Below are 26,786 nucleotides of genomic sequence, written 5' to 3' on the forward strand. Positions count from 1 at the left end.
CTCAGCCGCGGTTCAGTCCCGGCACCCAGAGCACGTCGCCGGCGCCGTCCTGGTTGGCATGGCGGGCGGCGACGAAGAGATGGTCGGACAGGCGATTGATATAGCTGAGCGCGGCCGGGTTGATGCGTTCGGCATCCTGCAGGGCGGTGACCAGCCGCTCTGCCCGCCGGGCGATGGTGCGGGCCAGGTGCAGGTAGGCGGCCGCCGGGCTCCCGCCGGGCAGTATAAAAGATGTCAGCGCGCTGAGCCGGGCATTCATGGCGTCGATCTCGGCTTCCAGCCGGTCGACCTGCACCTGTGCCATCCGCAGGGCAGGGCGCTGGCGCGGATTCTCTTCTTCCTCTTCCGGGGTGCAGAGGTCGGCACCCAGGTCGAACAGGTCGTTCTGGATGCGCGACAGCATGGCATCCAGGTCGGTGCCGTCATCCTCCGAGGGGCGGGTATGCAGCCGGGCCAGACCGATGGCGGCATTGGCTTCGTCCACGGCGCCGAAGGCTTCCACCCGCAGGTCATGCTTGGGCACGCGCTCGCCGTTGCCCAGCGAGGTCATGCCCTTGTCGCCACCGCGGGTGTAGATCCGGTCGAGCTTAACCATGCGACAGCCTCAGTTGCGGAAGGCGAAACTGGCAATGCCGATCAGGATGATGGCAATGAACTGCAGCAGGATGCGCCAGCGCATCAGCTTGTTCGAATACGACCGGTTGAACTGGCCGCCGCGGAACAGCGCATAGATGCCGACGCAGAGCACCGCGAAGGTGGCGACTGCAAAGGCCGGGATCAGGTACTGGACGAAATTCTGCATGGCCTGAGAATATAGGGTCCGGCCGGGCAGGTCCAAGTCTCAGCACCCCTCGGCGGCAATCCGCCGCAAGGGATGGCCGCCGCAGGCTTAGAGGTCGCGCAGGCCCTGTTTCAGCTGGGTGAGTGCGGTTTCGTCGCGGCGATAGAAGGTCCACTGCCTGATCCGCTTGCCGCGCAGCAGGCCGGCCTGGACCAGGATTTTCAGATGCTCGCTGGCGGTTGGCTGGCTCACGCCCAGCTTTTCCGCGATCAGCAGGCCGCAGACCCCGTCCCGCACCAGGTCGCCGTCGCTCTGCGGCGGGAAATGCTCTGTCGGGTCGCGCAGCCAGTCGAGGATGGCCAGACGGCGGGCGCTGGCCAGCGCCCGGAAGACGGCAAGCGTATTTTGCTCCGAAGCCATATTGTCAATTAGCCATTTCCCTAATTATAGTCAAGCCAGCCTGTTTCATCTGCCTGCCGGGATACCCATGACATCTATCTCTGTCGACCGCGCCGCCATCGCTGCCAACTATCCCAAGATCGCACCTTATATACGGCGCACGCCGGTGATGGCGGTGGCGGGGTCGGATTTCGGCCTGCCGGTCGGGAGCCTGCAGCTCAAGCTCGAACTGCTGCAGCATTCCGGCTCCTTCAAACCGCGCGGCGCTTTCACCGGGCTTCTGGCCGGCAAGGTACCGGCCGCCGGGGTGGTGGCGGCCTCGGGCGGCAATCACGGGGCGGCCGTGGCCTATGCTGCCATGGTGCTGAAAGTGCCGGCCAAGATTTTCGTGCCCAGCATCGCTGCGCCGATGAAGATCGCGAAGATCAAAAGCTACGGCGCCGATCTGGTGGTGGGTGGCGACCGCTATGCCGATGCGCTGGCGGCCAGCGAGGTCTGGCTGAAAAAAAGCGGCGCGCTGGCGATCCATGCCTATGACCAGCCGGAAACCCTGATCGGCCAGGGCAGTGTCGGGCTGGAGCTGGAAGAGCAGGTGCCGGAGATCGACACGCTGCTGGTCGCGGTTGGCGGCGGCGGGCTGATCGGCGGTATCGCCGCCTGGTATGGCGGCAAGGTGAAAGTGGTGGCTGTGGAGCCGGAAGCGGCGCCGACGCTGAACATGGCGCTCAAGGCCGGCAAGCCGGTGGAGGCGCCCGCCGGTGGTATCGCAGCAGACTCACTCGCCCCCAAAATGATCGGCAGCCTGATGTTTCCGATTGCGCAGAAGGGCGTGGCGGAGTCCGTGCTGGTGACGGATGATGCGATCCGCGACGCGCAGAAGGCGCTGTGGGAAAAGCTGCGGCTGGTGGCCGAACCCGGGGGTGCAGCTGCTTTCGCCGCGCTGCTGTCGGGCCGCTATGTGCCGAAGCCGAGGGAGAAGGTCGCTGTGCTGGTCTGCGGCAGCAACCCGACCAGCACGGACTTTATGAACTAGCCATTCCGCGTTTCCAGCAGGCGGCGGGCGATCACCTGTGCCTGGATCTCGGCAGCGCCCTCGAAGATGTTGAGGATGCGCGCGTCGCACAGCACGCGGCTGATCGGATATTCCTCGGCATAGCCGTTGCCACCATGCACCTGCAGGGCGTTGTCGGCATTGGCCCAGGCGATACGCGCGGCCAGCAGCTTGGCCATGCCGGCTTCCAGGTCGCAGCGGCGGCCCTGGTCCTTTTCGCGCGCGGCGAAATAGCACAGCTGCCGCGCCAGCATGGTTTCCACCACCATCCAGGCGATCTTGCCATGCACGCGCGGGAAGCTGTAGATCGGCTTGCCGAACTGCACGCGCTCGTTGGCGTATTTCAGGCCAAGCTCCAGCGCGCATTGCGCGACACCGAGCGCACGCGCGCCGGTCTGGATGCGGGCTGACTCGAATGTTTCCATCAGCTGCTTGAAACCCTGGCCCTCGCGCTGGCCCAGCAGATTCTCGGCCTTCACCTCGAAACCGTCGAAGCCGATTTCGTATTCCTTCATACCGCGATAGCCGAGCACTTCAATCTCGCCGCCGGTCATGCCTTGGGCCGGGAAGGGATTGGCATCGTCGCCGCGCGGCTTCTCGGCCAGGAACATCGAAAGGCCTTTGTAGCTCTTCTCGTTCGGATCGGTGCGCACCAGCAGGGTCATCAGGTCGGTGCGCGCGGCATGCGTGATCCAGGTCTTGTTGCCGGTCACCTTGTAGACATCGCCGTCCCTGACCGCGCGTGTCCGCAGCGAACCCAAGTCCGAGCCGGTATTCGGCTCGGTGAAGACGGCGGTCGGCAGCGTCTCGCCGGATGCGAGCTTCGGTAGCCACTGCTTCTTCTGCTCCTCGGTGCCACCGCGCAGGATCAGCTCGGCGGCGATCTCGGCGCGGGTACCGAGGCTGCCGACGCCGATATAGCAGCGGCTGAGTTCTTCCGAAACGACGCACATGGCGGTCTTGCCCAGACCATGGCCGCCGTATTCTTCCGGAATGGTGAGGCCGAAGACGCCAAGTTCGGCCATCTCGTCGACGACCGCCATCGGGATGAATTCATCCTTGCGGTGCCAGTCATGTGCGTAGGGGATGACCTTGTCTTCGCCGAAGCGGCGGAACTGTTCGCGCACCATGGCCATGGTTTCATCCAGGCCGAGTTCGCCGAAGTCACCGGTATCGAGGCCGTCTTTGACCAGCTCGGCGATACGGCTGCGCACCGGCGGCGTGTTGCCGCTGGCAATCAGCGTCTTCACGGCCGGCGTCAGCAGCGCCTGCTGGGCTTCCGCGGCCACGCCGAGGTCGGACAGGCGGCAGATTTCCACCTGGCTCATGCTGATGCCGCCCTGCATCTGCGCGAGATATTCGCCGAAGCCGGCCTGCAGGATCAGCTGCTCGAGTTCGCGCTGCTTGCCATCGGCCTTGATGCGCTCGGCCCAGTGCAGGCTTTCCTTCAGCGTCGCCACATAGGTCGCGAGCCAGGCGAGGCCATGCGTGGCATACTGCTCGTCTTCCAGCCTGGTGCTGTCGATATTGCCATTCGCGTCGCGCACCAGCTGCGCCACCGCCGCCGTGGCATGGGCCAGCAGCTGCTCGGCCGCCTCCAGCGCCTTGCCGCAGGTCGGCAGCAGGTCGGCGATCACCAGACTATCAGTGACAGGAGTGGGTTTCGGGGCAGCGGACATGCGGAAGCTCGTTCTTGAAAATCGGAATAAAGAATGTCGGCTGGCGAAGTCTCCCCCGCCAGCCGGTCAGCATCGAGAGGGATTATGAATTCCCTGCTTCGATTGCATCTTCAAGGGTGCGCAGGCCCGGCACCTTGGCGCTGACCAGCACGGCCATATTGCCGGGCTTGTGCTGGTTCTTCCACATCTTGGTATGGGCGCGCGGGATATCGGCCCAGCTGAACACTTCTGACATGCAGGGATCGAGGCGGCGTTCGATCACCAACTGGTTGGCCTGGCTGGCCTGCAGCAGGTTGGCGAAGTGGCTGCCCTGGATGCGTTTCTGGCGCATCCATACAAACCGCGCATCGAAGGTGATGTTGAAGCCGGTGGTGCCGGCGCAGAACACCACCATGCCGCCGCGCTTCACCACGAAGCAGGAGACCGGAAAGGTCTGCTCGCCGGGATGCTCGAAGACGAAATCGACATCGTTGCCCTTGCCGGTGATGTCCCAGATCGCCTTGCCGAAAGCACGGCACTTCTTCATGTACTCGCCGTATTTCTCGGTATCCATCACCGGCGGCAACTGGCCCCAGCAGTCGAAGTTATTGCGGTTGATCACGCCTTTGGCGCCCAGGCTCATGACGAAATCGCGCTTCGAGTCATCCGAGATGACGCCAATGGCATTGGCACCGGAAATGGCGATCAGCTGGATCGCCATCGAGCCGAGGCCGCCGGCGGCGCCCCAGACCAGCACATTCTGGCCCGGCCGCAGAATATGCGGACGGTGGCCGAACAGCATGCGATAGGCGGTGGCGAGCGTCAGCGTATAACAGGCGCTCTCTTCCCAGGTCAGGTGCTTGGGGCGCGGCATCAGCTGGCGCGACTGCACGCGGGCGAACTGCGCAAAGCTGCCGTCCGGAGTCTCGTAGCCCCAGATGCGCTGCGTTGGCGAATTCATCGGGTCGCCGCCGTTGCACTCCTCGTCGTCGCCGTCATCCTGGTTACAATGGACGATGACTTCATCGCCGACCTTCCAGCGCTTCACGCGGCGGCCGACCTTGTAGACGATACCCGAGGCATCCGAGCCGGCGATGTGATATTCGGCCTTGTGCACGTCGAAGGGCGAGATCGGCACGCCGAGGCCAGCCCAGACGCCGTTGTAGTTCACGCCGGCGGCCATCACGAGGATCAGCACTTCGTCGGCATCGATCTCGGGCGTCGGCAGGACTTCCAGCTGCATCGACTCTTCCGGCGGCCCGTGGCGCTCGCGACGGATCGCCCAGCCATACATCTGCTTCGGCACATGGCCGACCGGCGGAATTTCGCCGACCTCATAGAGGTCCTTCAGCGCGCCACCCTTGGAGGGAGCTGCGGCCTGACCGGCCGGGGCACCGTTATTGGTCGCCAGCGTGACAACCGATCCACCCGCATTCGACATGACGAAACTCCCTCGTTGTTTCCCTATTACGCTCACGATTGTCACCGCAGGCGTCATTTCTGGTCTTGTTGGGCCGCACGGGCCGGGATTAGCCTTGTGCAGCGCCGCGAGACGGTACCTGGCAAGACCTTGGCCTATCTTTTTGCAGTGGCGAAAAAATGGCAAGATCGTTTTGCAATGCAGCACAGGTTATGTTATTTCTCAAGCCTGACGCAACGAGAAACTAAATATCCTAACGTCAACTTGACTCGGAATAAAATTATGTCTGCGACTCGCCCGACCGATGCCGGCAAGGCTGACTCTCTTCGCACACGCGAAAAAGGGTCTGACAATAACCGGGAAAAGCCCTGGTTGTTCCGCACCTATTCGGGCCATTCCTCGGCCACGGCCTCGAATGAGCTGTATCGCACCAACCTGGGCCGTGGACAGACCGGTCTGTCGGTGGCCTTCGACCTGCCGACACAGACCGGTTACGACAGCGACCATGTGCTGGCGCGCGGCGAGGTGGGCAAGGTGGGCGTGCCGATCAGCCATCTCGGCGACATGCGGGTGCTGTTCGACCAGATCCCGCTGGCGCAGATGAACACCTCGATGACCATCAATGCGCCGGCCGCCTGGTTGCTGGCACTGTATATCGCCGTCGCCGAGGAACAGGGCGCGAAGCGCGCCGACCTGAACGGCACGGTGCAGAACGACATCATCAAGGAATATCTGTCGCGCGGCACGTATATCTATCCGCCGGCAGCCTCGATGCGGCTGATCACCGACGTGATCGCCTTCACCTATCGCGAACTGCCCAAGTGGAATCCCACCAACGTCTGCAGCTATCACCTGCAGGAAGCCGGCGCCACGCCGGTGCAGGAACTGGCTTATGCGCTTGCCACGGCGATCGCGGTGCTGGATGCCGTGAAGGCCTCGGGCCAGGTACCGCCGGAGGATTTCGCGCAGGCCTTCGGTCGCATCAGCTTCTTCGTCAATGCCGGGATTCGGTTCGTCACCGAAATCTGCAAGATGCGCGCCTTCGTCGATCTCTGGGAAGAGATCGGCCGCGAGCGCTATGGCGTCACCGATCCGAAGGCGCTGATGTTCCGCTATGGCGTGCAGGTCAATTCGCTCGGCCTGACCGAGCCGCAGCCGGAAAACAATGTCTATCGCATCCTGCTCGAAATGCTGGCCGTGGTGCTGTCGAAAAAAGCCCGCGCCCGCGCCGTGCAGTTGCCGGCCTGGAACGAGGCGCTCGGCCTGCCGCGCCCGTGGGACCAGCAATGGTCGCTACGCCTGCAGCAGATCGTCGCCTATGAAACCGACCTGCTGGAATATGGCGATCTGTTCGATGGCAACCCGGCCATCGACGCCAAGGTCAATGAGCTGAAAGACGCTGCACGGGCCGAGCTGAAGCGCATCGAGGATATGGGCGGCGCGATCCAGGCGGTCGAGAGCGGCTATCTCAAACAGGCTCTGGTCGAGAGCAATACGGCGCGCGTGCGCGGCATCGAGACCGGCGGCATTACCGTCGTCGGCGTCAACAAGTTCACCGAAAGCGCGCCGTCGCCGCTGGTCGGCACCGAGGGTGGTGCGATCATGACGGTGGATGCCGCCGCCGAGAGCGAGCAGATCGCGCGGCTGAAAGAGTGGCGTGCCAAACGCGATCAGGCGGCGGTGGCGGCGGCGCTGAAGGATCTCGAAGCTGCAGCCCGCGACGGCCGCAATATCATGGAACCCAGCATCACCGCCGCCAAGGCCGGCGTCACCACCGGCGAATGGGCGGCCACCTTGCGCAAGGTCTTCGGCGAATATCGCGCACCGACGGGTGTCTCGGCCGCCAGCGGTGCGCTGAGCAATGACGGCATGGACGAGCTGCGCGAGGAAGTGAAGGCTGTCGCCAAACGCCTCGGCCGGCCGGTCAAGCTGCTGGTCGGCAAGCCGGGTCTCGATGGCCATTCGAACGGCGCCGAGCAGATCGCCGTGAAGGCACGCGATTGCGGCATGGAAGTGGTCTACGAAGGCATCCGTCTGACGCCGGAGCAGATCGTCGCCGCGGCGCTGGAAGAAGGTGTGCATCTCGTCGGTCTGTCGATTCTGTCGGGCAGCCATGTCGAACTCGCCACCGACGTGATGCAGCGCATGCGGTCTGAGGGCATCGGCGGCGTACCGGTGGTGGTCGGCGGCATCATCCCGCCGGAGGATGAAGCGCGGCTGAAGGCGTCGGGCATCGCCGGTGTGTTCACGCCGAAGGACTTCAATTTGACCCAGATCATGCGTGCCATCGTCGCGCTGGTGGACCGCAGCTGGTCGAAAGCGGCATAATCCGCCCCATGTTCTGGCTTCTCACAGCGCTCTGGGCCGCCGGCCTGATCCTCAGCGGCATCGCGCCCTACGACCGCCTGACCTGGCTGATGGAAGTGCTGCCGGCACTCATCGCCTGGCCGATCCTGTTCTACCTGCGTCCGCGCTTCCGCTTCACCGATCTCGCCATGGCGCTGATCGCACTGCATGGCCTGATCCTGATGCTGGGCGGCGCCTACACTTACGCGCGCGTGCCGCTCGGTTTCTGGCTGCAGGACTGGCTGTCGCTGGAGCGCAATCCCTATGACCGCATCGGCCATCTGGCACAGGGCTTCGTGCCCGCCATCGTGGCGCGCGAATTGCTGATTCGCGTATTCCGCATCGACGGCAGAAAACTGACCGGCTTCCTGGTGGTCTGCATCTGTCTGGCGATCAGCGCGGTCTACGAACTGATTGAATGGGCCGCTGCCTTGAGCATGGGGCAGGGCGCGGATGAATTCCTCGGTACGCAAGGCGATGAATGGGACACGCAGTCCGACATGTTCATGGCGCTGATCGGCGCACTGGCGGCTCTGGCTCTGTCGCGCTGGCATGACCGCCGGATCGCGGCCATCGAACTGGCGTAAATCGCCCGGGCCTGCTATCAGGACCTCCCGAATTGGAGACAGACGTGCTGTTGCGCTTATCCCGCCTGATCCGGCCCCGGACAGTTGCCGGCCGGATCGTGACCAGCCTGGTGGCCGGCCTCGGCCTGCCGGTGGTGCTGTATGGCATCCTGCTGCTGCGCACCCATGGCTATGAGCCGATGGGCCTGTGCAAGCCGGTGCCGGCCGCGCAGGGCCATATCCCGATCGACATGAGTCGTGGCAGCGGCATTCCCACCACCTGCGGCGTGGACTGGGGCTTCGTCGGCAGCAGCATCCTGCTGCCTGGTCTGGGCTTTGCGCTCGTCGCCTATATCCTGATGGCACTGCTGGCCCGCATCGAACGTTGAGTCTGCGCAGGCAATCCTGCCTGTGATGCTCAGCGAGGTTGATGTGGCTGCACGCGCGGCAAAGCGAATCGCGCACGACAATAACGGCCGTGACGCGCCAGCTGTGGCGCTGCCCTATCATGGTGCCGCCGATCTGCCGCATGTGCATGTCGACAGCTACAATCTCGAATTGCGCGATGCCGAAGGCTTCATTGGTGACAAGGCCAGCGGGCGCGCTTTCCGCAAACTGCTGGAAGAGATCCGCAAGGACGCCAAAGGCACGACCGAGACCGACATGGCGTCGACGCATGACATGTCGAAGTCCGAACTCGATGCCATCCTGACCGGAGACGATCTCGGCGCCGCCGCCATTGTGCAGGGTGCCATCGAGGAATTCGCCCAGAACCTGGCTGCCGTCTCGCAGCGCTTCCTGCGGCAGCAATCCTGGAAAGACGTGCAGCGCATCGTCGTCGGCGGCGGGTTGCGGCGCAGCCGCATCGGCGAGATCGCCATCCTGCGCGCCGCCACGCTGCTGCGGCAGGCTGACCTCAATGTGGACATGTGGCCGCTGGGGCATCACCCAGACGAAGCCGGACTGCTCGGCGGGCTGCAGTTGCTGGCGCCCGAGGTGATGCGCGGCCATGACGGCTTCGTGGCCATCGATATCGGCGGCACGAATCTTCGTTGCGGCATCGTCACCATCCGCCGCAAGGATCGGCTGGGTGACAGCGCGAAAGTCGAGCGCCTGCTGCACTGGCGGCATCGCGACGAACGACTGGGCCGCGAGGCGGTGCTGGACCATCTTGGCGGCATGATGCGCGAACTGACCGCGCGCGCGGAGAAGAAAAAACTTCGGCTTGCCCCGGTGATCGCCGTCGGTTGCCCAGGACTGATTGCCGGCGACGGCTGGATCAAGCGCGGCGCCCAGAACCTGCCGGGCAACTGGGAAGGCGAGGATTTCAACCTGACCGATGCGCTGCATGAACGCCTGCCGCGCATCGCCGGCCGCAGCATCAGCGTGGCCCTGCATAACGATGCCGTGGTGCAGGGATTGAGCGAGGTCTTCCGCATGCGCGATGTGAAACGCTGGGCCGCGCTCACCATCGGGACCGGTCTTGGGAATGCCAGTTATACCAATGTGAAGAAGGCGGAATAGACCTTCTTCCCTTCGTGATCCCCGCGCCCGGCGGCTTTGCCGCCTTACATACTGTCGCGCTATGCGCGACGGGGAAATCCAGCACAACGGCACGACTGGGTTCCCGCTTTCGCGGGAACGACGAGAGTTGAGGTTACTTCACAACGTCGACATTTGGTCCTATCGGTGTTTCCGTCCGGAAACGCGGCAGGGCATAGGGGTGTTCACGCTGCAGGAAGTCGATCACCTTTTCGCGGATCTGACAGCGCAGATCGAAGGCCTGCCCGGCAGTGCCGGCGCTGGCCAGGATACGCACTTCCATCGTAGTCTGCTTGAAATCCGTCACCTGTACGGCCACCACGCGCTTGTCCCAGACCGGGATGGTGGCGACGATCTCTTCCACCTTGGCGCGGATGGTGCCCACCGGGGCGCTGTGATCGAGATACATGAAGACGGTGCCGATCAGGTCGGCATTCTCGCGCGTCCAGTTCTGGAACGGCTTCTCGATGAAATAGCTGAGCGGCAGGATCATGCGGCGCCAGTCCCACAGCCGCACCACCACATAGGTGGAGGTGATCTCCTCGACATTGCCCCATTCGCCTTCCACGATCAGCGCGTCGTCGATGCGAATCGGCTGGGTCACGGCCAGCTGAATACCGGCAATCAGGTTTTTCAGCACCGGCTGCAGCGCCAGACCGATGATCAGACCGGCCGCACCGGCTGAAGCCAGCAGCGACACACCATATTGCCGGACGCTGTCGAAGGTCATCAGCGCAATCGAGGCGGTCACCACCACGATCAGCACGTTGGCCACGCGCTGCAGCATTTTTGTCTGCGTCACATGCTTGCGCGCCAGCAGGTTGTCGGCGGCATCCAGCTTGAAGCGGCGCAGATGCACCACCATCCAGACATGGAAGGCGGTCAGCGCCATCCACCCCATCAGCGCGATGAAGCCGACCGAGAGGATGTTGCGGATGATCGGCGCCCAGCCGGGCGGCAGCGGTGCGATGCTGGCGCCAAAGCCAATCGCGGCGATCAGGAAGGCGAGCCGCGTCGGACCTTCGGTGCGGGCCACCAATGCGCGCCATAGCAGGTCCATTCCACTGACCCAGCGCGTCACATGCCGGAACAGGAAGCGATGCAGGATATGCGCCAGAAACGGCGCCGGCAGCAGGATCAGCAGACTGGCGGCCCAGTTGGGCATCCATTCAAGCTGCAGCAGAAAACGGTCGAACAGGATGTTGAAATCACTCATGCCAGATAAAGGCAGTAAGGCCTGAATAGTTTCCTGCCAAGCCTTGAAAAATCGCCAAGCTTTACATGTCTGCCGTGAATTGAGACCTTGTGCGACAACAGGCCACAGGAGATTGCCATGACGCGACTGCGCCCGTTTCTGATGTTCCAGAAACAGAATGCCGAAGAGGCGATGAATTTCTATGTCTCACTCTTCCCTGGCGCGAAGGTGACCGACATCCAGCGCTATGGCGCTGCCGGTCCGGGGCCGGAGGGCACGGTGATGCGCGCCGATTTCACGCTGGCTGGCCAGGACGTGATCTGCATCGACAGCCCGGTCAAGCACGCTTTCGAATTCACGCCGTCGTTTTCGTTTTTCATCGATTGCGAGAGCGAGGCCGAGCTGCGCCGCCTGCATGCGGCGCTGGCGGCAGGCGGCTCGGAACTGATGCCGGTCAACAACTACGGCTTCAGTCAGCTCTTCGCCTGGGTGCAGGACAGGTTCGGTGTCAGCTGGCAGATCAATCTGCCGTAACAAGGCACCTCATAATCCATCGTTGTCATGGCCGGGCTTGTCCCGGCCATCCACGCCTTTCTTGCGTCTCCGTATGAGAGGAAAGCTGAGCAGGCCATTTTCGGATTGCCGTTTTTAGTCGTGGATGGCCGGGACAAGCCCGGCCATGACGCAAGGGGCAAAAGAAAACCGCCCGGCCATTGCTGACCGGGCGGTTCGCATTTCAGGGATGATGGCAGCGTTTACTCCGCTGCCGCCTTATCGATCGGCGCACCGTTGCTGCCGGGTTTCCACCGCAACACAGGAGACCGCGCGGCGCGGGTTTCGTCCAGACGACGGCGCGGCGTGAGCTGCGGCGCGGCCTGGAACATCGCCAGATTCTCACCGCCGGCTTTCGCCTTTTCGGCCAGGCCGCGCAGCGTGTTCACGAAGGTATCGACGCTGTCCTTGCTCTCAGATTCGGTCGGCTCGATCAGCATGGCGCCATGCACGACGAGCGGGAAATACACCGTCATCGGATGATAGCCCTCGTCGATCATCGCCTTGGCGAAATCCAGGGTGGTGACGCCGGTATCCTTCAGGAAGCGGTCGTCGAACAGCGCCTCATGCATGCAGGGGCCTTCAAAACTAGGACTCATGATGTCCTTCAGGCTGGCCAGCACGTAGTTGGCCGATAGCACGCTGTCTTCCGCCACGCGCTTCAGGCCGTCGGCGCCGTGGCTCATCATATAGGCGAGCGCACGGATGAACATGCCCATCTGGCCGTGGAAGCCCTTCATGCGGCCGAAGCTTTTGGCGTCGCCGCTCTCGATGAGCGTGAAACCATCCTTGCCGTGGACGACATAGGGCACCGGCATGAAGTCTTTCAGCGAGTCCGACAGCACGACCGGACCGGAACCGGGACCGCCGCCGCCATGCGGCGTCGAAAAGGTCTTGTGCAGGTTGATATGCATGGCGTCGATGCCGAGATCGCCCGGCCGCACCTTGCCCACGATGGCATTGAAATTGGCGCCATCGCAGTAGAAGAAGGCGCCAGCCTTGTGGACCATATCGGCGACCTTCCTGATGTCGCGCTCGAACAGCCCGCAGGTATTCGGATTGGTCAGCATGATCGCCGCCACATCCGGGCCGAGCTTGGCCTGCAGCGCGTCGAGATCGACGCGACCGTCGGCAGTGGCCGGGATCGGATCGACGGTGTAGCCGCAGAGCGCCGCCGTGGCCGGGTTGGTGCCATGCGCGGATTCAGGCGCCAGGATGCGCTTGCGTACATCGCCGCGGGCTTTGAGCGCCGCGCGGATCGCCATCAACCCGCAGAGTTCGCCATGCGCGCCGGCAGCAGGCGACATCGCCACCGCCGGCATGCCGGTCAGCGTCTTGAGCCAGGTGGCCAGCGTGTCGATGACTTCCAGCGCGCCCTGCACGGTCGAGATGGGCTGCAGCGGATGCACGTCGCCGAGGCCCGGCAGGCGCGCCATCTTTTCGTTGAGGCGCGGATTGTGCTTCATCGTGCAGGAGCCGAGCGGATACAGGCCGGCATCGATGGAGTAGTTCTTCTGGCTCAGGCGCACGAAATGGCGGATCACCTGCGGCTCGCTCAGGCCCGGCAGGCCGATCCTGCCGGCGCGACGCAGACCGCCGAGGCGGTCTTTCACATCCGGCGCATCCGGCAGGTCGACGCCGGTGCGGCCGTCTTCGCCCTGCTCGAAGATCAGCGCTTCTTCCTGCAGCAACCCGCGATTGCCGGTGATGGTGCCGGCTGACGCCGCATTGGCAGCGGCATGCGGCGTGGTGGGGCGTCCCTGGCGGTTCATCACAGCACCTCCTTGAGCGCAGCCACAAGCTTGTCCATGTCGCCTTCGGTATTGGTTTCGGTCACCGTGACCAGCAGGACGTTCTCCAGCGACTTGTCGCCCGGGAAGAGGCGCGAGCCCGGCACGCCGCCGAGGATTTTCTTCTCGACCAGCTTCTCAACGATGCCTGCCGCCGGCTTGGGCAGCGTGATGGCGAATTCGTTGTAGAAGGCCTGCGGCACCACGGCGACGCCCTTCATGGCGCTGAGCTTCTCGGCCAGCTGCACGGCCTTGCCGTGATTGATCTCGGCAAGGCGGGTCAGCCCGGCTTCGCCCAGCAGGCTCATATGGATGGTGAAGGCCAGCGCGCAGAGACCCGAGTTGGTGCAGATATTCGAGGTCGCCTTTTCGCGGCGGATATGCTGCTCGCGCGCCGACAAGGTCAGCACAAAGCCGCGCCGGCCGTCCTGGTCGACGGTTTCGCCACAGAGGCGCCCCGGCATCTGGCGCACGAATTTCTCGCGCGTCGCGAACAGGCCCACGTAAGGCCCGCCAAAGCTGAGCGGCACGCCGATGCTCTGGCCTTCCGCCACCACGATATCGGCGCCCATCGCACCCGGCGGCGTGATCAGGCCCAGCGACGTGATCTCGGTAACGGCAACCACCAGCAGCGCGCCTTTGGCCTGGCAGGCCTTGGCCAGCGAAGTCAGGTCGCGCAGCTGGCCGAACACGGACGGATTCTGCACGACGACGCAGGCGGTCTGGTCATCGATCAAGGTGGAGAGGTCTTCGGTGCCGGCGAGATCGACCGGCGCCGCCACATGCGGCTGGTCGGTTTGGTCCATCAACGTGGCGACCGTGTCGCGGTAATGCGGATGCAGCCCGCCCGACAGCACCGCCTTGCTGCGCTTGGTGATGCGCTGTGCCATCAGCACGGCTTCGGCCGCCGAAGTGGCGCCGTCATACATCGAGGCATTCGCCACTTCCATGCCGGTGATCATGCTCACCTGGGTCTGGAATTCGAACAGATACTGCAAGGTGCCCTGGCTGATCTCGGGCTGATACGGCGTGTAGGATGTCAGGAATTCCGAACGCTGGATCAGATGGTCGACGGCAGCCGGGATATGGTGGCGATAAGCGCCTGCGCCCAGGAAAAATGGCACGTCCATCGGCGAGACATTCTTCTTCGCCAGAGCTGCGAACGCGCGTTCCACTTCCAGTTCGCCCTGATGCGGCGGCAGGTCCAGCCTGGGATTCAGCGCGCCGGCCGGCACATCCTTGAACAGCGCGTCGATGCCGGAGACGCCGATGGTCTCCAGCATGTTGCCGCGATCGGCTTCGGTCAGACCGAGATAGCGCATGTGCGCTCCTTAAAGTTAGAGAGTCTTCAGGTAAGCGTCGTAGGCGGCCTGATCCATCAGGGCGTCCAGGTCGGCCTTGTTGCCCAGCTTGAGCTTGACGAACCAGCCGTCGGTCTGGGCGGCGCGATTGACCAGCGCCGGATCGTCGACGATGGCCTGGTTGGTCTCGACCACTTCGCCGCCGGCTGGCGCGTAGACCTCAGAGGCAGCCTTGACCGATTCAACGACAGCCACTTCGGCGCCGGCTGCGACCGTCTTGCCCTTGGCCGGCAGGTCGACGAAGACCACGTCGCCGAGCTGGCTCTGGGCGTAGTCGGAAATCCCCACGGTGGCGACATCGCCATCGAGACGGATCCATTCATGGTCCTTGCTGTAGCGGGTAGTCATGGATCGTCTCTCCTGTTATTTCGCGTAGCGTTTGGCGATGAAGGGAAGTTTGCAGGTTCTGGCGGGCAGCGCCTTGCCGCGCACCATCAGGCTGAGCGGTGTATCCGGCGCAGCGTATTGCGTGGCGACATAGCCGATGGCTATCGGCGCATCGACGCTGGGGCCGAAACCGCCCGAGGTCACCACGCCGATCCTCTCGCCGGTTTCGCTGTTGAGGATTTCCGTGCCTTCGCGGGCCGGCGCGCGGCCTTCGGGCTGGATGCCGGTCAGCTTGCGGGCGGGGCCGTCTTTCAATTGCTGCTGCACGATGGCCGCGCCCGGGAAGCCGCCTTCCTCGCGGCGACGTTTCGAGATCGTCCAGTTCAGGCCGGCCTCAATGGGCGTCGTGGTCGGGTCGAGTTCATGGCCATACAGCGCGAGCCCGGCTTCGAGGCGCAAGCTGTCGCGCGCGCCGAGACCGATGGGTTTGACCTCGGGCTGGCTCAGCAGCCAGCGCGCAAACTCCTCGGCCTGATCGTTTGCGACCGAAATCTCGAAGCCGTCCTCGCCGGTGTAACCTGACCGCGTGACGAAAGCCTCGTATTTGCCGAGCGCCAGCGTGGCGCCCATGCCGAAGCTCATCGCCTGCACCACGCTGTTGAGCCGCGCCAGCACCGCGACGGCGGCCGGGCCCTGCAGCGCCAGCAGCGCATGGCTTTCGAGATAGTCGATCTCGACGCCCTTCAGGTTGGCGCGGGCATGGGCAAGGTCGTTATCCTTGCAGCCGGCATTGAAGACGACGAACAGGTCGCGGTCGCGCTTGTTGACCATGAAGTCGTCGAGAATGCCGGCCTGATCATTGGTGAAGACCGTGTAGCGCATCTTGCCGACATCCAGCGCCTGGATATCGCCGGGCACCAGCGTCTCCAGCGCCTTGGCCGGATCGGCGCCGGTCAGCTTCACCTGGCCCATGTGTGATACGTCAAAGAGACCTGCAGAAGCTCGCGTATGCTTATGCTCGGTCAGGATGCCGGTCGGATACTGCACCGGCATGTCATAGCCGGCGAAGGGCACCATGCGCGCGCCCAGCTCCTTATGCAGCGCGTGAAGTGGCGTGACTTTGAGAGTTTCGGCTGTGTCGCCCAAGCGAGGTTCCCTTGCAGACAGAATCAGAGTCGAACCGGCGGATGGTTTCGCCGTTCGCCCCCTCTGTCCGGGAACCTGAGAGATTCGGAAGAGTGATGCTCTTCCTTACTCCTTCGGTGGGACCGGGGTTGGACTCCCGATCCGCTTTCCAGAGTGTCGCCAGTCCGGTCGGTCCTTTGGCCTGAGAGTTTCCGGGGCGGTTGCTCCTTCGGCGCGCGGGCCCCCGAGATAGAATCGGGTTTCGCGTCTCTCCCGCCAGACTGCTAGCGACGCGGCGAGGATAGACGGCGCCCTATATGAGTCAACGAGTTTCCCCGTGACCTTACGGAAGCTGGAAAAGACCACGATTGACAATGCTTTAGAGCGGTTTAGGGTTATCCACAGCAAAGCGGTTTGCCGTTTCGCCAGCGCGACTCGGCGACTCGATAAATACTGGAGGAAACTGCGATGAACCCGTTCTTCATCGAACAGATGGCGATGTATTCCGCCTATCACCGCGACGCGCGCAATCGCGCCACGCATTTCATCGGCATTCCGGCCATCGTGTTTGCGCTGTTCATCCCGCTGCACTGGGTCACGCTGTTCACGCTGTGGCAGGGCGAGGCCGTGGTCACGCTGGCCACCCTGCTGTGGTTCGGCACCGGGATGTTCTACCTCTGGCTCGACCGTCGCATGGGCAGCCTGATGATACTGCTGTCCTTCGTGCTGATGCAGCTCGCCGCCCAGGTTGCCAATATGGGCAGCATGACCGGCTGGATCGCGTTTGCCGTCTTCTTCGTCGGCGGCTGGGTGTTCCAGCTGGTCGGCCATGCTTTCGAAGGCCGCCGTCCGGCGCTGGCCGACAACCTGCTGCAGGCCCTGATCGGCCCGATGTTCCTGGTCGCCGAAACCGTGTTTGCGCTGGGCCAGCAGAAGGATTTGCACGACGCGGTCGAAGCGCGCTGGCGCAATTATTCCGTTGGTGCGATGCGGGAGCGCGCGGCGGCCTGAACCAAGTCGTACCTTCTTGAAACATCCGACGTAACTGTGTGTGATGGCCGGGCCCGGGATTTCTCCCGCCGGCCATCATCATTTTCGAGGAAGCGACATGACGAAGCGCTGGAAGAACCGGCCGGAAGGGTCGAACTGGGGTGAGTTCGGTGCCGATGACCGGATCGGCCGCGTCAACTGGATCACGCCGGAGAAGGTGAAGCAGGGCATCGCCGAAGTGCGCGAGGGCCGCACCTTCTGTCTTTCCCTGCCGCTCGAATATCCCGGCGGCAACCTGCTCAATCCGCGCCGCTTCCCGCCGCAGCTGTTTGCCGTCGTGCGCGAAGGCCGGCCGAACATGGCGCTGCCGCTGTCGTTGTACGATCCGAAAGTCACCGACGTCTCCAGCGACGACGCGGCTTTGCTCTATCTGCAGTATTCCACGCAATGGGACAGCTTCGCCCATATCGGCTCGATGTTCGATGCCGATGGCGACGGCGAGCCCGAGCGCGTCTTCTACAACGGCTGGCGCGGCGGCAGCGACATTCCCGATGTGGAAGACCGCGGCGTCGGCGAGCCGCGACTGGAACGCTTCCCCTCCAAGGGCACCGAGGCGCTGGGCATCCACAATTTCGCCCGGCACGGCCTGCAGGGGCGCGGCGTGCTGGTCAATCTGCACGACCATTGCGGCGATACCCGCACCTGGGTCGGCTACGACCTGCTGATGAAGGCGATGGAGGCGCAGAAGGTGGAAGTCGAGCAGGGCGACATGCTCTGTTTCTATACCGGCTTCGGCGATGTGCTGCTGTCGATGGGCCGCAAGCCCGATCATCACCGGCTGGAGAATTCCTGTGCCGTGATCGACGGACGCGACAGGAAGCTGCTCAACTGGATCACCGACTCGAAGGTCAGCACGTTGATCGCCGACAATTACGCGGTCGAAGGCCTGCCGGCCAAGGCGGTGGATGGCAGCCATGCCATGCTGCCGCTGCATGAACACTGCCTGTTCAAGCTCGGCGTGCCGCTCGGCGAACTCTGGTACCTGTCGGAACTGGCGGCCTATCTGAAGCAGAACAAGCGCAACCGCTTCCTGCTCACCGCGCCGCCGCTGCGTCTCACCGGTGCGGTCGGTTCGCCGTCGTCGCCCATCGCCACCGTATAAATCAGTCCCTCAGGAGTTCCCGATGAACGGCGCCGAAAGCCTCGTCAAAACCCTGGTTGCCTCCGGCGTCGACACCTGCTTCGCCAATCCCGGCACCTCCGAAATGCATTTCGTGGCAGCCCTCGATCATGTGCCCGGCATCCGCTGCGTGCTCGGCCTGCAGGAAAACGTGGCCACGGGCGCTGCCGACGGCTACTGGCGCATGCTGCACAAGCCGGCCGCCACGTTGCTGCATCTCGGGCCCGGCCTCGCCAATGGCGCGGCCAATCTGCACAACGCGCGCAAGGCCAGTTCCGGCATCGTCAACGTGGTGGGCGAACATGCCACCTATCACCTGCAATACGATGCGCCGCTGACTTCCGATATCGACGGCATCGCGCGGCCTTTCTCGGCCTGGATCGGCCGCGCCAAAGCCGCGCATGACGTGGCCAAGCTGGGCGCCGAAGCGGTCAGCATCGCCCGCAGCGGTTCCGGCAAAATCGCCACCATGGTGCTGCCGGCCGATACTGCCTGGACCGAAGTGACCGGCCCGGCGCCGCAGCTGCCAGTGCCGCCGCGCGCGCAGGTCGATGACAGCGCGATCCTTGCGGCGGCGGCGGCGCTGAAGAAGGCCGGCCCGCGCGGCATGCTGGTGCTGGGCGGCCATGCCCTGCTGCGGCCCTGCCAGGACGTGGCGGCGCGCATCGCGGCTGCCACCGGCTGCAAACTCTCCAATCCCGGCGCCAGCGCACGCATGGAACGCGGTGGCGACCTGCCGCGCACCGGCCGCGTGCCCTACATCCTGTCGCAGGCGCTCGCCTATCTGAAAGACACCGACGAGATGGTGCTGGTCGGCTGCCGTCGCCCGGTGGCCTTCTTCGCCTATCCGGACCAGCCCAGCCTGCTGACGCCGGATCACTGCAACATCACGCCGGTCGCCGATGTGGATGACGATCTGCTCGATGCGCTGGAACGTCTCGCCGATGCGGTGAAAGCCCCGAAGGGCAAAGCCGCCGGCCCGGCGCCGCTGGAAAAGCCCGGCCTTCCCACCGGCGGCGTCAGCGTGGAAAAGATCGCCGCCGCCGTGGCAGCCCTGCTGCCCGACCATGCCATCGTGCTGGATGAATCGCTCACGTCGGGCCGCGGCATTTTTGCCGCCACCGAGGCGTCAGGCCCGCATGACTGGCTGCAGAATATGGGCGGTTCGATCGGCTACAGCCTGCCGATGGCGGTCGGCTGTGCGGTTGCGTGTCCCGACCGCAAGGTGATCGCACTGACTGGCGACGGCAGCGCCTTCTACACGCTGCAGGCGCTGTGGAGCATGGCGCGCGAACAGCTCAACATCACCGTCGTGATCTTCGCCAACCGCACCTACAACATCCTGCGCGGCGAACTGACCAATGTGGGCGTTCTCAATCCGGGACCGCGCGCCGTCGACATGCTGACGCTGGATCGTCCCGACCCGGACTGGGTGGCCCTGGCCAAGGGCCATGGCGTTCCGGCCGTGCGGGTCGACGAGATGGGCGATTTCAGCCGGGCTTTCGCCGCGGCGCTGGAAACCAGGGGACCACAACTCGTTGAGTTGGTGTTCTGAAACCACCACAAGCTTTGGTAGCGGCGCGGCGGCGAAATGCTAAACACTTGATAATGCTCGGGTGTTAAACCCGATTCCGTTTGCAGCTGTGCCGGAAATTTGCCAATCATATTTACGGTTGCCCTGAAGCGGCAGGCGGGTCAGGCCTGTCGCCGGTTCCGATCGCCGAAGGGAAACCGCAGCAAACGCCCCACCGGGCATGCGCCGTCCTTTGTTACCGGGGACGGCGTTTCTAACCAGATTTCGTGACGGCGCTGCCGCAGAAGACGGCGAGCGCGACAACAGAAGGTGTAAGCGACATGTCCATGCCCGCGACCGTTTCGGCTCCCGCTCTGCCCGCCACCGCCGACAAGGCCGGGACTGCGCTCGGCAGCCAGGAAGTGCTCACCTTCACCATCGGCGACCAGAATTACGGCCTCGATCTGCTCAGCGTGCGCGAAATCCGCGCCTGGACCGACGTGACGCCGCTGCCCAACACGCCGCCTTTCGTGCGCGGTGTGATCAACCTGCGCGGCGCCGTGGTGCCGATCTTCGATCTGCGCGTCCGCCTCGGCGGCGGCATCACCCAGGCGACCAGCGCCAATGTGGTGATCGTGGTCGAGATCGGCAGCGAGTCTGTCGGCCTGCTGGTCGATACCGTGTCGGATATTCTCGCCCTCGATGCCTCGGCCTTGCAGCCGGTGCCGGCCACGGCGGCTGACGAAGAACATTCCTTCCTCAGCGCGCTGGCCACCCATGAAGACCGCATGGTCGCGCTGCTCGACGTGAACCGCCTGTTCAGCCGCGGCGTGCCTGCGGTGCCTGCCGCCGCCTGAGCGGCAGCGGACTTTCTGGTAATTGCCACATAAGTTTCGATCTTTTGCCACGAGTTTCGTGGTTTTGTGGCAATAATATCAGTGACTTAATAAATTTTCACTCAGGCCGATTTAGAACGACGACACTGAGATGTGTCGCCGTTTCTTATTTGGATGGCTGACCATGCTCATGCGTATCCACCAGTCTCTTAGCCAATCCCGCCACCCGTTCCACCGTCTCCGCATTCGCCCGCGCCCATAGCTTCCTGAGCAATCCGGTCGGGATAAGTTCGTCATACTTGGCGACCTGCAGGTTCTGAACGAAGTCGGCCACGTCCTCCACCGACAGCGGATTCTCAGCGAGCACCTTCAGGACCGCCCGCACGTCGTCCGGGGTGGCCTTAGCGACGGTGACCCCGATATCGCTGGCCGAGCATTCGAACCCGGCGCTGGACAGGGCGACGGCGAATACCGAGTTCATGGCTTCCCCGTGCCACAGCAGGAGATGCGTGTCCTTCTGCGCCTGTACGAGGATTTCCGTTTCCAAATTCATCTCATGGAAAGCCTGCCGACCCTCGACCAGCAGCTCCTGGGCTGTCTGGTCGAGATAGGGCGGGATATCGGTGCCCATCAGGACCGCCTTCATGCGGGCCGCCAGACTGTCGTGGATGGCCTCCTGCGACGGGTCTTCGAATTTCGGAATCTGGGCAGACCGGTGCGGTTCGACGGTCAGCACCTTGGCGGTGTCATCGACCGCCATGACCCGCCAACGCCTTCCCGCGAAAGCCACCAGGCTGCCGATGCCCAGAATATTGGAGATGGGAATGGTGCCGAGCTGGCGGCCATTGTTGATAAGGCGCCACTCCTCGTCGGAAGGGAAGATGGCGTAGAAGTCTCGGCTAAACGCAATCTTCTCGCCGACCTCGCCCAGCATGATCGTGCGGTCGGGCGCCTGCTCAATCAAACCGGCCTCCGGCGATGCCATCGCTCTCAGCAGTTCGACGTAGTCAGCCTGGGTCAGGGCCGACAACGGCCCGTCACCGCAGATGGTCTGGTAGAGCTGCTCGGCCCTGGCGCCACCGCGCTCTGTGATGATGGAAAGTGTCTGGTGGAGCGCCACCGTCGCAATGGAGGGGTCCTGGACCGGCGGTTCGACGAACTTTTCCTTGAGGAGTTCGACGGCAGCGACGGAACGCACCACCTCCAGCCGCAGGCGGTCCATCGGGTCGGACAGCGGCGTCAGGTATTTCTCGCGGACATAGATGCGCAGAGTGGCTGCCTTGCCCCGTCGACGTCCGCTGCGCCCCAGGCGCTGCCGCAGCGATGCCAGGGAACGCGGCCCAAGGATCTGGGCGACTGAATCGACCGAGCCGATGTCGATGCCCAGCTCCAGGGTCGTGGTGGCAACGGCCGTCGTCGGCAGCTCAGCAGCCTTAAGGCGATGTTCCAGGTCTTCTCGCAGCTCCTTGGACAGACTGCCGTGGTGTGGGAAGAACTCGTTGGGGACTTCTGCCGCCTCACTGCGGCGGCGCAGACGATCGGCGACGGCTTCTACCCGCCGCCTGGAGCCACCGAAGACCAGGTTATTGCTGCCCCTCAGGTGGGCGAAGATATGGTCGGCGATGAAGTCCAAGGCTTCCTTGCGGCCTTCATCCTTTTCCAAGTCATCGGCACCGATATCGGGTGGTTCGATGTAGCCGCGGACCTGCAGTCGCAGTTCAGGGCTGCCGCCGGGCGGGTTCACGATCGCAACAGCCGCGGGGTTGGCCGAATTGAGCCATTTGGCTGCCACGCTCAGGTCGCCGATGGTAGCCGACAGGCCGACCCGGCGAGGCCGGACCTTGCACAGGGCATCGATACGCCGCAGCAGGCTCGCCAGATGGAGCCCACGCGGTCCCTGCATGAAGGCGTGCAGCTCGTCGATGACGATGAATTCCAGGTTCTGGAACAGGGCGTAGGCGTCCTTAGGCTTGCGGACGAACAGCGCCTCGATGGACTCAGGGGTAATCAGGGCCACGCCGCTCGGCTTTTTGAGCATGCGCTTCTTGGCGCCTTGAGACGCATCGCCATGCCAGCGGACGACATTCAGCTCCAGTTTCTCGCAGACCTGGTCAAGGCGGCCGAACTGGTCGTTGATGAGTGCCTTGAGCGGGCTGATGTACAGGACGGACAGCCCGGCTTCTTCCTTTTCCGCCACCTGCGACAGGATGGGGAAGAAGGCCGCTTCGGTCTTGCCCGCAGCCGTGGCAGCGGCAATCAGGACATCGTCCTGGCCACCCATGACGGCTTCGATAGCCAGTTCCTGGACTTCACGCAGCTCCGTCCAGTTCTGCTCCCAGATCCACTGGCGGACCTTGGGATGCAGCCGGTCGAAGTTGGACGCCAGCTCAACAGCGGAGGTCACCTCAGAGACGGAGACTGGTGAGCTCGTCATTTCCGTCCTGGGCAGGCTGGGGCTGGGCGCCATTGACCGGTTGGGCTGCGACCGGCTCGGGGGCGTCAGCGATTTCGGTATCGTCCGCACCGTCAGTATCGACGGCGACGTCGACATGGCCGAGCAGCTCCTTCCAGTTGGTCGCCGGGTTCTGCTCCAGCACGTTCAGGAAGTGGATGAAGGCTTTGATGGTGTTGCGCGGCGTCCGGAAATAGGCGTCCCCGATGCGCTTGTTGCAGTGGTCCATGTACATCGGCAGCGCCTCGTCGGGCACCAGGTTCTTGGCCGGATCGCCATGGGCGAAGACGCCGCGAATATTAGACAGAAGCACCAGCAGGTCTTCCGGCGTCAGGCTGGGCAGCCGGACGACCGGACCGGACAGGTCGACCAGGCCGTTCTTGGCAAACGCGTTCTCCGCCAACCGAGACTGCAGTGCCTGGTAGCTGTACAGGCCGCGGCGGGTGTCCATCAGGAACTCAGGCGTTCCGCCGAAGACGAAGCCCAGATTCTGGACATTGCCCTGCAGGGTGTCGTTCACGATGCGCAGGATTTGCTCGTAATTCTGGTTGCGAGCCTGGGAGCTCTGCAGCTTATACAGGTTCACCATCTCATCGAACATGATGAGGGTACCGGCATATCCAGCCAGCTTGATGAAGGCAGCCAGCGCCTTGAAAGCGTCGTAGACCTCATGGTCGTCGATGATGTTGCGGACGCCGAGCGCATTGCGGGCGTCTGTCTTGGTCGGAAATTCACCGCGCAGCCAACGGAGCGCCGAGGCCTTCAGGGCTTCGTTGTCTTCCTCGCTACCCTTCCTATAGGCGCTCAGGACCGCCACATAGTCATAGCCGCTGGCCTGTTCCTGCAGCGATGCCAGCCGCTGCTCGGTAACGGCGTCGGCGGTGATGCCGCGCTGACCGGCTTCCTTGATGCAGTCCGTGATGAAGCGTTCGACGATGCTGGCTAAAGCGCCGCCGTCAGGTTTCGTGCGGGTCGCCATATTGCGGATGGCTTCGGCATACAGGCCGCGTGCCTGGCCGCCGGTCGCGTGGATGCGACGGTCGGGTGCGAGGTCCGCATGCATGGTGACGCACTTCTTCTCCATGGCGATCAGGCGCGTCAGGTGCAGGAAGAAGGTCTTACCTGCACCATATTCGCCGATGATGAACCGGATGGCCGACCCGTTGCCGGTAATGCGGTCGATGTCTTTGACGAGCGCGCCCACTTCCGGGGCGCGGCCGACCTGGATATGGCGCAGGCCAAGGCGAGGGACGACACCGGCAGCCAGTGCCTGAAGGATAACGTCACGGTCTTTGGGCTTAATCGCGGTGTTCATGCTCTGACTTCCATTTCCTTCAGCTTGGCAACAAGGTGTTCGGCAACAACGATGGTGTCTTCACCATCCAGCAGGGGTTCGTCGAAAGTGTCGAATGCCCATTCATTGATGGTCTCGACTGCACCATCGGGCATCAACTGCAATCCGCGTGCTTCTTCCTCGAATGCACCGCGGTCGTACTCCGGCTGAGCCAGGAACAGGACGACGAGCCTGGCATGAGCAGCATCCAGGCCCTCGAACGCGCTGGCCTCGACGACAATGGGAGCTGTTGCTGCTGGTGCGGGTGTTTCCTCGACGAAGATATCGGCCAGCAGGTTGGAGACAGCGGACGTCTCGCTCTTGATGCGCTCCAGGCGGGCCATGTCGATTTTGATGCCACTGGAAGCAGGAATCGCGGCCGGAGCGGGCTTCTTGGGGATGGCCCGCCCGCGTGGCGCTTCTTCCGCCACCACGGTGACTGGCTCATCAATGACAATGGCACCGCGATGGACGGCCGAATACAACTCATCCGCAGGCATGCCCAATGCCTTGTAGAGCTTCTCCAGAAATTTCATCTCGGCCGGGTCGGCGTGGCCGTCAGCCAGAACAGAGGCGATTGCAGAACTGGCCACGCGAGCTTTTTCGGCCGACGACAGCTTGGCCAATCGGCTCATGACGCCCTGCTGGCGCGGTGCATCTTCAGCCAGCAGCTTTGCATAGGCCGCCAATCGCTGTTTTTCCGCCGGGTTCAGGCCATTCAGCGCCTGAATATCCGCTTTCACGGCGGCCAGTTCGGCGGGGTTGACGCCGCCGTCGGCCGCAGCGGCCAGCGATGTGACTTCGATGAGTGTTTTGGCAATCTGGTATTCCGGCTTTTCCGGATTTACCTCCTGCTGCTCGGTGCGCCTGAACAGGACAACGGTGCCGTCCTTTGGGAAGCTGGATGACCCGTAGCGTTTGTCAGGCTCGAATCCGACATTCATCGCGTCGAATGCCGGAGCAATCTGCGCCATTTGGGCGGCAAGCGTCTTCTTCTCGTCCTGTTCGACACTGAAGGTCTCGAGCATCTTTTCGGCACTGGTGACGAAGGTGTCATCACCTGAAAACGCGGTGGTCAGATACTCCGAGATTGCTTTGAGCGGCGAGTTGGCAACGCTGTGCTGAATTTCCTTCGGCAACAGCAAGATGCTTTCCGGCTTGCCCCGGGTCTGCGGTTTGCGCCCCAGCAGGCGGCTGTACGCCTCAAGGTCATCAATGCAGCGGTTGTACAATTCACGCAACGGCTTCATCGGCGCCGAGACGGCGGTGATATCAGGAAAGTCGCCTGCTAGCGGAATGTCGGCACCGAAGTTTCCGCTGCAGGCTCTGTAGTGAGCCTTGAGTAGCGTTTTGGGGGTAGAGACCTTTCTGCCCTTGGGATACTTGGCGGCAAACCGCACAGCCCAGAGCAGCTTGAATTCATCCCAGCACCGCGTCAGCGCTGTTTTGGAATAGACATCCGGTGCGCCTAGTAGCCACGCCAAGGAATCAAAAGCATTGAGTGGCTCCTGTTGGGCCAGTTTCCGGCCCAGATACATAAGCACGGGAAGCTTTAGATCGCTCATTGCTGCATCAACGTCGGTCAAGTCAGGTTCGGTGGGAGTGACGCCCATCAGAGCCTGAGCCGACTGCAGGAAAGCCTCGGCATACCTCTGGAAAGAATTGTTGTCAGTTCGAAGCGCCTTCAGGCGCCTGACCTCGGCAATCAGTGTTGGAGCTTCAGCAATGGCTTTGTCGACGAACATCCGGCGTTCGATGCCGTAGAAATACAGGAAGACGTATCCGATATCGGCATTCGGGTCACTGCGATCGCTCGCCAGCCACTCGAGGTACCCCCGACGGGCGGTCGCACCGATGGTCGAATATGACGGCCAATAGTTCATCTGAGCGCCGACGGCGGTTTTCGCAACAGTCAGGGTCGGATCGACCAGGCAGTTGTCGACGTCGTAATGAGATTGCCCGGGGAACAGGCCGCCGACGTAGAATAGGCCGCCTTTGATTGTGATGCCTTTGATGGTGATGGATTCGCTGGGGGGCAGCCAGCGGCCGGGGTCTTTGTTATTGCTGCGTGACCCTGAAGATGTGGACAAGCTGACGGTAACGCCCCAGCGAGCGAGTGTGTCTGAATCCGTGGCATGGCGGGCTGGCGACGATGACGTCGGGTCATTACGTCGGGTGACTGGCTCAAGCTTGAAGTTGGCGAAGTCCGGCTTGGGTTCCGGTTTCTTCTTCTTGCGCGTCACCCTGTAGATGACGAAGCCGATCACGATGAGTACCAGCCACTCCATTGGAGAGCTCCCCCTGAACTTGCCTTGCCTGCCCACTGCGACTTTAGCGGAAGAAATCGGAGCTTGGCACGCCCGAGCGGC

Annotated in this window: 23 protein-coding genes and 1 riboswitch; of the genes, 10 read left to right on the forward strand and 13 right to left on the reverse strand. The window is 63.3% G+C overall.

Annotated elements, in window-relative coordinates; genetic code table 11:
* Nucleotide 1: 1 nt before the first annotated feature.
* The 3 genes from CTR53_RS08415 to CTR53_RS08425 form a co-directional block, all read right to left on the reverse strand.
* Nucleotides 2-595, reverse strand: a complete 594-nt coding sequence (locus CTR53_RS08415; protein ID WP_290811240.1) for a cob(I)yrinic acid a,c-diamide adenosyltransferase — start codon at nt 593-595, stop codon at nt 2-4.
* Between the two features lie 9 nt (nt 596-604).
* A complete protein-coding gene (locus CTR53_RS08420; RefSeq protein WP_290811243.1) occupies nt 605-802 on the reverse strand; it encodes a twin transmembrane helix small protein in 198 nt (65 codons plus the stop codon).
* Nucleotides 803-889: 87 nt separating this feature from the next.
* Complete coding sequence (locus CTR53_RS08425) at nt 890-1,201, reverse strand: helix-turn-helix domain-containing protein (RefSeq protein ID WP_290811245.1); 312 nt, start codon at nt 1,199-1,201, stop codon at nt 890-892.
* A gap of 67 nt (nt 1,202-1,268) precedes the next feature.
* Here CTR53_RS08425 and CTR53_RS08430 point away from each other — a divergent pair, with 67 nt between their 5' ends.
* Nucleotides 1,269-2,213: a threonine/serine dehydratase gene (locus tag CTR53_RS08430; RefSeq protein WP_290811248.1), complete on the forward strand. Its 945-nt coding sequence runs from the start codon at nt 1,269-1,271 to the stop codon at nt 2,211-2,213.
* On the opposite strand, the gene CTR53_RS08435 is transcribed toward CTR53_RS08430, so the two are convergent.
* Both CTR53_RS08435 and ccrA read right to left on the reverse strand, forming a co-directional pair.
* Nucleotides 2,210-3,910, reverse strand: coding sequence for an acyl-CoA dehydrogenase family protein (locus CTR53_RS08435; RefSeq protein WP_290811251.1), 1,701 nt, complete (start codon nt 3,908-3,910; stop codon nt 2,210-2,212). The genes CTR53_RS08430 and CTR53_RS08435 overlap by 4 nt on opposite strands.
* Nucleotides 3,911-3,992: 82 nt before the next feature.
* Nucleotides 3,993-5,330, reverse strand: a complete 1,338-nt coding sequence (gene ccrA / locus CTR53_RS08440; RefSeq protein WP_290811253.1) for a crotonyl-CoA carboxylase/reductase — start codon at nt 5,328-5,330, stop codon at nt 3,993-3,995.
* Nucleotides 5,331-5,591: 261 nt separating this feature from the next.
* Between ccrA and CTR53_RS08445 the strand changes: the two genes are divergently transcribed.
* Genes CTR53_RS08445 through CTR53_RS08460 form a run of 4 tightly spaced genes read left to right on the forward strand, consistent with a single transcriptional unit; the run spans nt 5,592 to nt 9,745 of the window.
* Nucleotides 5,592-7,637 carry a methylmalonyl-CoA mutase family protein gene (locus CTR53_RS08445; protein ID WP_290811256.1) on the forward strand — a complete coding sequence of 682 codons (2,046 nt, stop codon included), beginning with the start codon at nt 5,592-5,594 and terminating at the stop codon, nt 7,635-7,637.
* Nucleotides 7,638-7,645: 8 nt separating this feature from the next.
* On the forward strand, nt 7,646-8,242 hold the full coding sequence (locus CTR53_RS08450) for a DUF2238 domain-containing protein (RefSeq protein ID WP_290811268.1): 597 nt from the start codon (nt 7,646-7,648) through the stop codon (nt 8,240-8,242).
* Between the two features lie 44 nt (nt 8,243-8,286).
* The gene (locus CTR53_RS08455) at nt 8,287-8,610 is read left to right on the forward strand and encodes a hypothetical protein (protein WP_290811271.1); all 324 of its coding nucleotides are present in this window, start codon (nt 8,287-8,289) and stop codon (nt 8,608-8,610) included.
* Nucleotides 8,611-8,635: 25 nt separating this feature from the next.
* A complete protein-coding gene (locus CTR53_RS08460; protein ID WP_290811274.1) occupies nt 8,636-9,745 on the forward strand; it encodes an ROK family protein in 1,110 nt (369 codons plus the stop codon).
* 133 nt (nt 9,746-9,878) lie between these two features.
* On the opposite strand, the gene CTR53_RS08465 is transcribed toward CTR53_RS08460, so the two are convergent.
* Entirely contained in the window at nt 9,879-10,979 is a 1,101-nt protein-coding gene (locus tag CTR53_RS08465) for a mechanosensitive ion channel domain-containing protein (RefSeq protein WP_290811278.1), read from the reverse strand.
* Between the two features lie 117 nt (nt 10,980-11,096).
* Between CTR53_RS08465 and CTR53_RS08470 the strand changes: the two genes are divergently transcribed.
* Entirely contained in the window at nt 11,097-11,492 is a 396-nt protein-coding gene (locus CTR53_RS08470; protein WP_290811281.1) for a VOC family protein, read from the forward strand.
* Between the two features lie 221 nt (nt 11,493-11,713).
* Here CTR53_RS08470 and gcvPB read toward each other — a convergent pair whose 3' ends face one another.
* From gcvPB to gcvT, 4 genes are read right to left on the reverse strand one after another with little or no spacing between them, the layout of a single operon-like run.
* Nucleotides 11,714-13,282, reverse strand: coding sequence for an aminomethyl-transferring glycine dehydrogenase subunit GcvPB (gene gcvPB, locus CTR53_RS08475; RefSeq protein ID WP_290811284.1), 1,569 nt, complete (start codon nt 13,280-13,282; stop codon nt 11,714-11,716).
* Nucleotides 13,282-14,622 carry an aminomethyl-transferring glycine dehydrogenase subunit GcvPA gene (gene gcvPA / locus CTR53_RS08480; protein WP_290811286.1) on the reverse strand — a complete coding sequence of 447 codons (1,341 nt, stop codon included), beginning with the start codon at nt 14,620-14,622 and terminating at the stop codon, nt 13,282-13,284. Before gcvPA ends, gcvPB begins: the two co-directional genes overlap by 1 nt.
* 15 nt (nt 14,623-14,637) lie before the next feature.
* Nucleotides 14,638-15,009 (reverse strand): glycine cleavage system protein GcvH, encoded by a 372-nt coding sequence (gcvH, locus tag CTR53_RS08485; RefSeq protein ID WP_290811289.1) that lies wholly within the window; start codon nt 15,007-15,009, stop codon nt 14,638-14,640.
* Nucleotides 15,010-15,024: 15 nt separating this feature from the next.
* Nucleotides 15,025-16,134, reverse strand: a complete 1,110-nt coding sequence (gene gcvT / locus CTR53_RS08490) for a glycine cleavage system aminomethyltransferase GcvT (RefSeq protein ID WP_290811291.1) — start codon at nt 16,132-16,134, stop codon at nt 15,025-15,027.
* Nucleotides 16,135-16,293: 159 nt separating this feature from the next.
* Nucleotides 16,294-16,399, reverse strand: a riboswitch (glycine riboswitch).
* Nucleotides 16,400-16,581: 182 nt separating this feature from the next.
* Here gcvT and CTR53_RS08495 point away from each other — a divergent pair.
* From CTR53_RS08495 to CTR53_RS08510, 4 genes are all read left to right on the forward strand, one after another.
* Nucleotides 16,582-17,124 carry a DUF962 domain-containing protein gene (locus CTR53_RS08495; RefSeq protein ID WP_290811294.1) on the forward strand — a complete coding sequence of 181 codons (543 nt, stop codon included), beginning with the start codon at nt 16,582-16,584 and terminating at the stop codon, nt 17,122-17,124.
* Between the two features lie 97 nt (nt 17,125-17,221).
* Nucleotides 17,222-18,265: a cyclase family protein gene (locus CTR53_RS08500; RefSeq protein WP_290811297.1), complete on the forward strand. Its 1,044-nt coding sequence runs from the start codon at nt 17,222-17,224 to the stop codon at nt 18,263-18,265.
* A 22-nt stretch (nt 18,266-18,287) separates the two neighbouring features.
* Nucleotides 18,288-19,838 (forward strand): acetolactate synthase large subunit, encoded by a 1,551-nt coding sequence (locus CTR53_RS08505; protein WP_290811300.1) that lies wholly within the window; start codon nt 18,288-18,290, stop codon nt 19,836-19,838.
* A 299-nt stretch (nt 19,839-20,137) separates the two neighbouring features.
* Nucleotides 20,138-20,653: a chemotaxis protein CheW gene (locus tag CTR53_RS08510; protein WP_290811303.1), complete on the forward strand. Its 516-nt coding sequence runs from the start codon at nt 20,138-20,140 to the stop codon at nt 20,651-20,653.
* A 145-nt stretch (nt 20,654-20,798) separates the two neighbouring features.
* On the opposite strand, the gene CTR53_RS08515 is transcribed toward CTR53_RS08510, so the two are convergent.
* The 3 genes from CTR53_RS08515 to CTR53_RS08525 are packed head-to-tail and all read right to left on the reverse strand — an operon-like array spanning nt 20,799 to nt 26,705.
* Nucleotides 20,799-23,066 (reverse strand): DEAD/DEAH box helicase, encoded by a 2,268-nt coding sequence (locus tag CTR53_RS08515; RefSeq protein WP_290811306.1) that lies wholly within the window; start codon nt 23,064-23,066, stop codon nt 20,799-20,801.
* Nucleotides 23,038-24,399: an ATP-binding protein gene (locus tag CTR53_RS08520; RefSeq protein ID WP_290811321.1), complete on the reverse strand. Its 1,362-nt coding sequence runs from the start codon at nt 24,397-24,399 to the stop codon at nt 23,038-23,040. Before CTR53_RS08520 ends, CTR53_RS08515 begins: the two co-directional genes overlap by 29 nt.
* The gene (locus CTR53_RS08525; protein WP_290811324.1) at nt 24,396-26,705 is read right to left on the reverse strand and encodes a TerB N-terminal domain-containing protein; all 2,310 of its coding nucleotides are present in this window, start codon (nt 26,703-26,705) and stop codon (nt 24,396-24,398) included. The genes CTR53_RS08520 and CTR53_RS08525 overlap by 4 nt, the downstream gene beginning before the upstream one ends.
* Nucleotides 26,706-26,786 lie beyond the last annotated feature (81 nt).

This window comes from Ferrovibrio sp., from assembly GCF_002796975.1.
In the GTDB taxonomy this organism is placed as follows: Bacteria; Pseudomonadota; Alphaproteobacteria; order Ferrovibrionales; family Ferrovibrionaceae; genus Ferrovibrio.

Coding starts and splice junctions, on each gene's coding strand:
- CTR53_RS08425 (WP_290811245.1), bottom strand. CDS start 1,201: ATGGCTTCGGAGCAAAATACGCTTGCCGTCTTCCGGGCGCTGGCCAGC.
- gcvPA (WP_290811286.1), bottom strand. CDS start 14,622: ATGCGCTATCTCGGTCTGACCGAAGCCGATCGCGGCAACATGCTGGAG.
- CTR53_RS08430 (WP_290811248.1), top strand. CDS start 1,269: ATGACATCTATCTCTGTCGACCGCGCCGCCATCGCTGCCAACTATCCC.
- CTR53_RS08500 (WP_290811297.1), top strand. CDS start 17,222: ATGACGAAGCGCTGGAAGAACCGGCCGGAAGGGTCGAACTGGGGTGAG.
- CTR53_RS08515 (WP_290811306.1), bottom strand. CDS start 23,066: ATGACGAGCTCACCAGTCTCCGTCTCTGAGGTGACCTCCGCTGTTGAG.
- CTR53_RS08505 (WP_290811300.1), top strand. CDS start 18,288: ATGAACGGCGCCGAAAGCCTCGTCAAAACCCTGGTTGCCTCCGGCGTC.
- CTR53_RS08495 (WP_290811294.1), top strand. CDS start 16,582: ATGAACCCGTTCTTCATCGAACAGATGGCGATGTATTCCGCCTATCAC.
- CTR53_RS08520 (WP_290811321.1), bottom strand. CDS start 24,399: ATGAACACCGCGATTAAGCCCAAAGACCGTGACGTTATCCTTCAGGCA.
- CTR53_RS08445 (WP_290811256.1), top strand. CDS start 5,592: ATGTCTGCGACTCGCCCGACCGATGCCGGCAAGGCTGACTCTCTTCGC.
- CTR53_RS08470 (WP_290811281.1), top strand. CDS start 11,097: ATGACGCGACTGCGCCCGTTTCTGATGTTCCAGAAACAGAATGCCGAA.
- CTR53_RS08510 (WP_290811303.1), top strand. CDS start 20,138: ATGTCCATGCCCGCGACCGTTTCGGCTCCCGCTCTGCCCGCCACCGCC.
- CTR53_RS08415 (WP_290811240.1), bottom strand. CDS start 595: ATGGTTAAGCTCGACCGGATCTACACCCGCGGTGGCGACAAGGGCATG.
- CTR53_RS08450 (WP_290811268.1), top strand. CDS start 7,646: ATGTTCTGGCTTCTCACAGCGCTCTGGGCCGCCGGCCTGATCCTCAGC.
- CTR53_RS08465 (WP_290811278.1), bottom strand. CDS start 10,979: ATGAGTGATTTCAACATCCTGTTCGACCGTTTTCTGCTGCAGCTTGAA.
- ccrA (WP_290811253.1), bottom strand. CDS start 5,330: ATGTCGAATGCGGGTGGATCGGTTGTCACGCTGGCGACCAATAACGGT.
- CTR53_RS08525 (WP_290811324.1), bottom strand. CDS start 26,705: ATGGAGTGGCTGGTACTCATCGTGATCGGCTTCGTCATCTACAGGGTG.
- CTR53_RS08460 (WP_290811274.1), top strand. CDS start 8,636: ATGCTCAGCGAGGTTGATGTGGCTGCACGCGCGGCAAAGCGAATCGCG.
- CTR53_RS08420 (WP_290811243.1), bottom strand. CDS start 802: ATGCAGAATTTCGTCCAGTACCTGATCCCGGCCTTTGCAGTCGCCACC.
- CTR53_RS08435 (WP_290811251.1), bottom strand. CDS start 3,910: ATGTCCGCTGCCCCGAAACCCACTCCTGTCACTGATAGTCTGGTGATC.
- gcvH (WP_290811289.1), bottom strand. CDS start 15,009: ATGACTACCCGCTACAGCAAGGACCATGAATGGATCCGTCTCGATGGC.
- gcvPB (WP_290811284.1), bottom strand. CDS start 13,282: ATGAACCGCCAGGGACGCCCCACCACGCCGCATGCCGCTGCCAATGCG.